Origin of the sequence: Paraburkholderia sp., assembly GCF_034668105.1 — a bacterium.
GTDB lineage: Bacteria > Pseudomonadota > Gammaproteobacteria > Burkholderiales > Burkholderiaceae > Paraburkholderia.
Genome location: NZ_JAXDPY010000588.1, coordinates 1 through 6,501 on the forward strand (window position 1 = coordinate 1; position 6,501 = coordinate 6,501).

6 protein-coding genes are annotated in these 6,501 nt (G+C 63.0%); 5 read left to right on the forward strand and 1 reads right to left on the reverse strand.

The genetic code is table 11. From position 1 onward, the window contains the following. Positions 1-551: IclR family transcriptional regulator (locus QOC89_RS25995; protein WP_323047644.1), on the reverse strand; the 551-nt coding region annotated here is incomplete at its 3' end. A gap of 364 nt (positions 552-915) precedes the next feature. On the opposite strand from QOC89_RS25995, the gene QOC89_RS26000 reads away from it, so the two are divergent. From QOC89_RS26000 to QOC89_RS26020, 5 genes are read left to right on the forward strand one after another with little or no spacing between them, the layout of a single operon-like run. Beyond that, positions 916-1,914: a sugar ABC transporter substrate-binding protein gene (locus tag QOC89_RS26000; RefSeq protein ID WP_416340473.1), complete on the forward strand. Its 999-nt coding sequence runs from the start codon at positions 916-918 to the stop codon at positions 1,912-1,914. Continuing rightward, a complete protein-coding gene (locus QOC89_RS26005; protein ID WP_323047646.1) occupies positions 1,911-3,497 on the forward strand; it encodes a sugar ABC transporter ATP-binding protein in 1,587 nt (528 codons plus the stop codon). The genes QOC89_RS26000 and QOC89_RS26005 overlap by 4 nt, the downstream gene beginning before the upstream one ends. Continuing rightward, positions 3,487-4,545, forward strand: a complete 1,059-nt coding sequence (locus QOC89_RS26010) for an ABC transporter permease (RefSeq protein WP_323047647.1) — start codon at positions 3,487-3,489, stop codon at positions 4,543-4,545. Before QOC89_RS26005 ends, QOC89_RS26010 begins: the two co-directional genes overlap by 11 nt. A gap of 25 nt (positions 4,546-4,570) precedes the next feature. Further along, a complete protein-coding gene (locus QOC89_RS26015; RefSeq protein ID WP_416340472.1) occupies positions 4,571-4,924 on the forward strand; it encodes a UxaA family hydrolase in 354 nt (117 codons plus the stop codon). A 42-nt stretch (positions 4,925-4,966) separates the two neighbouring features. Continuing rightward, entirely contained in the window at positions 4,967-6,280 is a 1,314-nt protein-coding gene (locus QOC89_RS26020; protein ID WP_323047648.1) for a UxaA family hydrolase, read from the forward strand. Positions 6,281-6,501: the final 221 nt, after the last annotated feature.

A 6,501-nucleotide genomic window follows, 5' to 3' on the forward strand; every position in this document is an offset into this window, starting at 1 on the left:
TCGAGCGCATCGCGATCGATCGTGACTTCGCCTTTCACCTTGGTGTGCTCGGTCAGCATCTGTTCACGCTGCTCCACGCTTTGAAACGCGAGCATCACGCGGCCCGACCCGGTATCGATCAGGCCGACCCGCGAACCGAGCCGTACCGACATGCCCCATGTACCGGGTCCGTCCACCTGCGCGATCACCAGCAGATTGCCGCGGTCGTACACCACCAGATGGCATGACTGTTCCGCCGCATCGGCAAAGCGCTGCATCAGCGGTAGCGCTTCGGAGATCAGCCGGTTCATCGGCGGATGACGATGCGCGAGCGCATACAGCTTCAGACCCAACGAATAGCGGTCGCCCGCCGCCGAGCGCACGACGTACTGCCGTGCGACCAGCCGCTCCAGCATCCGGTACATCTCGCTCGCATTGCGTCCCAGCAACTTGGTGATTTCGGCGCGCGTTAGCCCTTCTTTCTGCTCGGCAAGCAGTTCGAGGATGTCGAGACCCTTGTCCAGCGCAGGCGCGCGGTAACGGTCGGCGTCGTCTTTGTCTTCTGCGTCCATGGTGAGCAAGGCTCCGTGTGCTTTTCTCATTATCTGGCGCGTGAGTGTAAGTGCGGGTAATTGTGGCGCGAAGTGTCGCGGCTCCAGGGGAAACACCGACGCATGGTGCAGTGCACCTTCCTTGACTTCGAAAAGTCCGTATATGAATAATAGGTTCATTGGTGAATAAGCGCACACCAATACTTCATAAGAAAGCGCAGCACGAAGTGGCCGCCGCTCGAAGGCGGTTCACGCAGTTCCCACGACGCACTATCGTGCATGGGGCTGGAGTAACCGCTAAAGCGCTAACTCCAGCCGACACAGGAGACAAACCATGTCGTTCGTAAAAGGGCCGCACGCGGCTCGCCGTATGTTCCGCTGTTCGATGTTTGCCGTCGCGGCGGCAGCTTGCATCGCCGGCCTCGCGGTGAGTGGCGCCGCGCAAGCCGCCGACGCTGGCAAGATCGGTCTCGATCTGCCGTTGCTCACGTCGCCGTTCTGGCAGTCGTACAACAACTATCTGCCCAGATACGCGAAGGACATGGGCATGGATATCCTCGCACCGGTCAATTCGAACGGCGATCCCATTCAGCAGATTACCGACATGAACAACCTGCTGAATCTCGGCTCGAAGGGCATCGTGGTCGGGCCGCTGGATTCGGCGGCGATCAGCCGCGCGCTCGATGCAGCAGCGGCGAAGAACGTGCCGGTGGTCGCGGTCGACGTCGCGCCGACGCAAGGCAAGGTGGCCATGGTGGTGCGCGCCGACAATCGCGCGTACGGCGAGAAAGCCTGCAAGTACATCGGCGAGCATGTGAAGTCGGGCAAGGTCGTGCAGATCATGGGCGACCTGGCGTCGGTGAACGGGCGCGACCGCTCCGAAGCATTTCGCTCGTGTTTGAAGGGCTATCCGGGTTTGTCGCTGCTGGAGATTCCGGCAAGCTGGAAAGGCGATGTTGCCGCCACCGCGCTCGACAGTCTGCTCACCGCGAATCCTGACGTGAAAGCGATCTACATGCAGGCGGGCGGCGTCTATCTGTCGCCGACGTTGCAAACCCTGCGTCGTAAGCAAATGCTGTTTCCCGCCGGCGATGCAAAGCATGTCGTGATCGTCAGTAACGACGGCATTCCTCAGGAGTTCGAGGCGATCCGTCGCGGCGACATCGACGCCACCGTGTCGCAACCCGCAGATTCGTACGCAAAATACGGCCTCTTCTACATCAAGGCCGCGTTGGCCGGCCAGACCTTCAAGCCGGGTCCGACCGATCATGGCAGCAACATCGTCCAGTTGTCGCCGGGCGTTCTCGAAGATCAATTGCCCGCACCGCTCGTGACGAAGTCGAATGTCGACGACAAAACGTTGTGGGGCAATACCGTTAAATGAGCGAGCCGACGCCCTCCGTGCCGGTTGTCCCATCCCCCGAGGGGGCGTCCCCCAAGGGGACTTTCCTCGGCGCGCAGGGACTTCCCGCTGTGGTCGAAGCGTTTGAAGTCACCAAGCGCTTCGGCTCCACGCCCGCGCTGAAAGACGTGAGCATCCGCGTGATGCCTGGCGAGTCGCATGCGCTCGTCGGGCGCAACGGTGCGGGCAAATCGACGCTGGTGTCGATCCTCACCGGCCTGCGCAAACCCGATACCGGCGAGGTGCGTTTCGGCGGCGTGGCCGCGCCGTCGATCGCGGACCGCGACGCATGGCGTGAACGGGTTGCCTGCGTTTATCAGCATTCGACGATCATCCGCGATCTCTCGGTTGCGGAGAATCTGTTTATCAACCGCCAGCCTGCGCGCGGCGGCGTGATCGATTGGCGCACGATGCGTCGCGACGCGCGTGAGTTGCTGGACCACTGGAAGATCGACGTACGTGAAGACGCGCGTGCCGGCGATCTGAGCGTGGAAGCGCGGCAACTGGTGGAGATTGCGCGGGCGTTGTCGTATGGCGCACGCTTCATCATCCTCGACGAACCCACCGCGCAACTCGACGGCGACGAGATCAAGCGCCTGTTTCGCCGCATCAGCGAGTTGCAGCGCGAAGGCGTGACGTTCCTGTTTATCTCGCATCATCTGCAAGAGGTCTATGAAATCTGCCAGGCCGTGACGGTGCTGCGCGATGCGCGGCATATCGTCAGCGCGCCGGTTTCCGCGTTACCGCGTGAGCAGTTGATCGAAGCGATGACCGGCGAACGCGGTGGCCTTGCCGTCGCCGATGCGGCGGCGCGCGCCGCGTTGCCTGCGGACACAGCGATCGCGCTCGAGGTCAAAGCGCTGGCCGGTTCCGACTACGAAGGCGTGTCGTTCACGGTGAAGCGCGGCGAAGTGCTCGGGCTGACCGGCGCGACGAGCAGCGGCCGCACTAGCGTGGCCGAAGCGATTGCCGGTCTGCGCGCGCCGAAGAGCGGCGCGATCCGCGTGGACGGCGTGACGCTGCCGCCCGGCGACGTGCCGGCAGCCTTGGCGCACGGCATCGGCTGCGTGCCGAAGGATCGCCATCACGAAGGCCTGGTGCTGACGCAATCGGTCGCCGAAAACGCCTCGATGACCATCGCGCGTTTGCTGGGCAAGTTCGGCATCGCGCCACCGGCGAAGAAAAACGCCTTCGGCCAGAAGATGATCGACGCGCTCGGCATCGTCGCGCAAGGTCCCGAGCATATCGTGTCGGGCCTATCGGGCGGCAACCAGCAAAAGGTCGTGATGGCGCGCGCGCTCGCCACCGATCCCAACGTGCTCGTACTGATCGACCCGACCGCGGGCGTCGATGTGAAATCAAAAGAAGCGTTGTTGTCAGTCGTGGACCGGGTGCGCGAAGACGGTAAAGCCGTGCTGGTCGTGTCCGGCGAACTCGACGATCTGCGCACCTGTGACCGCGTGCTGGTGATGTTCCGTGGCCGTGTCGCGGCCGAATTTCCCGCGGGTTGGCAGGACCACGACCTGATTGCATCCGTTGAAGGAGTGAGTCTTCATGAAAAATAGTGTGCCCAGCCCTGCATTCGGCACGGCGCAAGGTCAGCCTGCCCAGCCGCAACCGGTTGCGCTGGCGACGCGCGGCAAACGTGCTCGCAGTGAGCTTGCGCGGCTGCGTGAACTGGCTCTGCTGCCCGCGCTCGTATTGCTGATCGTGATCGGCGCGTTCGTCAGCCCAAGCTTTCTGACGAAGGCGAATCTGATCAGCGTGCTGGGTGCGTCCGCGGCCCTGGCGTTGGTCGTGCTCGCCGAATCGCTGATCGTGTTGACCGGCAAGTTCGATTTGTCGCTCGAATCGACCGTGGGCATCGCGCCCGCTATCGGCGCGATGCTGGTGATGCCGGCGGCGTCCGCGGGCTTCGGGACCCAATGGCCGGCGGCGGCAGGTTTGCTGGCGATCATTGGGGTTGGCGCGGTGATCGGTTTCGTCAACGGTTTCCTGGTGGTGCGTTTGCGGCTGAACGCGTTCATCGTCACGCTGGCGATGCTGATCGTGTTGCGCGGCATGCTGGTCGGCGCCACCAAAGGCGGCACGCTGTTCGATATGCCGCCTTCGTTCTTCGCGCTTGCTACCACTATCGTGCTCGGCTTGCCGCTGTCCGTGTGGCTGGCGGCGGCCGCATTTGCGATCGCGGCATTCGTGTTGCGTTATCACCGCCTGGGCCGTGCGTTATATGCGATTGGCGGCAATCCGGAAGCGGCGCGCGCGGCGGGGATTCGCGTTGAGCGCATCACGTGGGGCGTGTTCGTGCTCGGCAGCATCCTGGCCTCGGTGGGCGGTTTGATCGTCACCGGCTATGTCGGCGCGATCAACGCGAACCAGGGCAACGGCATGATTTTCACGGTGTTCGCGGCGGCGGTGATCGGCGGCATTTCGCTCGACGGCGGCAAGGGCACGATGCTCGGCGCGCTTTCCGGCGTGCTGCTGCTCGGTGTCGTGCAGAACCTGTTGACGCTTGCCCAGGTGCCGTCGTTCTGGATCCAGGCGATCTATGGCGCGATCATCCTCGGCTCGCTGATGGTGGCGCGGCTCGCCAGCGGCGAAGGTCAAAACTAATGCGCACGCATCACGGAGAACCCACTTGACCAGCCGTCCATTTGAAACACCCCAAACGCCTCCAACATTGCCGACCGACCCACGCCTGATCCTGCTCAGTCCCATGGATAACTGTCTGATCGCGGCGGCGCGTCTCGATGCGGGCACGCAAGTCGAGATCGAAGGCGAACGCGTGACGCTGGCCAGAACCATCGACCTCGGCCACAAAGTGGCGCGCCACGAACTCGCTAAAGACGACAAGGTGCTGCGCTACGGCGCCGTGATCGGTCACGTGACCGAAGCGGTGGCGCGCGGGGCACATCTGCATACGCACAACCTCGAAAGCGACTACCTGCCCACCTATACGCACGACGCGGGCCACGAGTTCGTCCATCACTGATGTGAGCACAATGACGTGGCCTCGCGCCGCGCTGGAATGATCATGACTGACACTTCCGTAGCATCCGCCGTCGCGCGGCCGCCCATGCTGCAAGGCTATCTGCGCAGCGATGGCCGCAAAGGCATCCGCAATGTGGTCGCGGTGGCGTATCTGGTCGAGTGCGCACATCACGTCGCGCGCGAGATCGTCACGCAGTTTCGCGAACCGCTCGATGCGTTCGACGATCCTTCAGCCGAGCGCGAGCCGCCGGTGCATCTGATCGGCTTTCCCGGTTGCTATCCGAACGGGTACGCCGAAAAGATGCTCGAGCGCCTGGCGACACATCCGAACGTAGGCGCGGTGCTATTCGTGTCGCTCGGGTGCGAGAGCATGAACAAGCACTACCTCGTCGACGTCGTGCGCGCGAGCGGTCGCCCCGTTGAAGTTCTGACGATCCAGGAAAAAGGCGGCACACGCAGCACGATTCAATACGGCGTGGACTGGGTTCGCGATGCGCGCAGGCAACTCGCCGCGCAACACAAGGTGCCGATGGCGCTGAGCGAACTGGTGATCGGCACGATTTGCGGCGGCTCGGACGGCACCAGCGGCATTACCGCGAACCCGGCCGTGGGCCGTGCGTTCGATCATCTGATCGACGCCGGTGCGACCTGCATCTTCGAAGAAACCGGCGAGCTGGTGGGCTGCGAGTTCCATATGAAAACGCGCGCCGCGAGGCCGGAACTCGGCGATGAAATCGTTGCGTGTGTCGCGAAGGCGGCGCGCTACTACTCGATCCTCGGGCATGGCAGTTTTGCTGTCGGCAATGCGGACGGCGGCCTCACCACGCAAGAAGAGAAATCGTTAGGTGCGTATGCGAAAAGCGGCGCGTCGCCGATTGTCGGCATCATCAAACCCGGTGATGTGCCACCGACCGGTGGCCTCTATCTCCTCGACGTCGTGCCTGACGGCGAGCCGCGCTTCGGCTTTCCGAACATCAGCGACAACACGGAAATCGGCGAACTGATCGCGTGCGGCGCGCATGTGATTCTGTTCACGACCGGACGCGGATCCGTGGTCGGCTCGGCGATTTCGCCGGTCATCAAGGTGTGCGCGAATCCCGCGACATATCGCAATCTGGCCGGCGATATGGACGTCGACGCCGGCCGCATTCTCGAAGGCCGCGGCACGCTCGACGAAGTCGGCCGCGAAGTGTTTGAGCAGACGGTGGCGGTGTCGCTCGGGGCGGCGTCGAAGTCGGAAACGCTTGGACATCAGGAATTTATTCTCGGGTACAAGACGTTTGAACCGGTGGGGCCGGCTTGTTTGCCGTCGAATGCTGCGCCGTTGCATCGGGTTGTTGCGATCGAGCCGCACTGAGCGGGGCGTGTGTAAGCTTATTGGCAGACCATCCGTTAGTGCGGCGGCAAATCTTGGCTCCGCGTGGTAAAAACACAAATTGGATTGGGGTGAGCGCTGAAGCGCTAACTCTGGTCGACAGCTGTGCATGGGATCGGAGTAAGCGCTGAAGCGCTAACTCCGATCGACAACGGAGACTGATTTATGACCGCTCGCCTGCCCATCGACGGCACGCCCGCTCT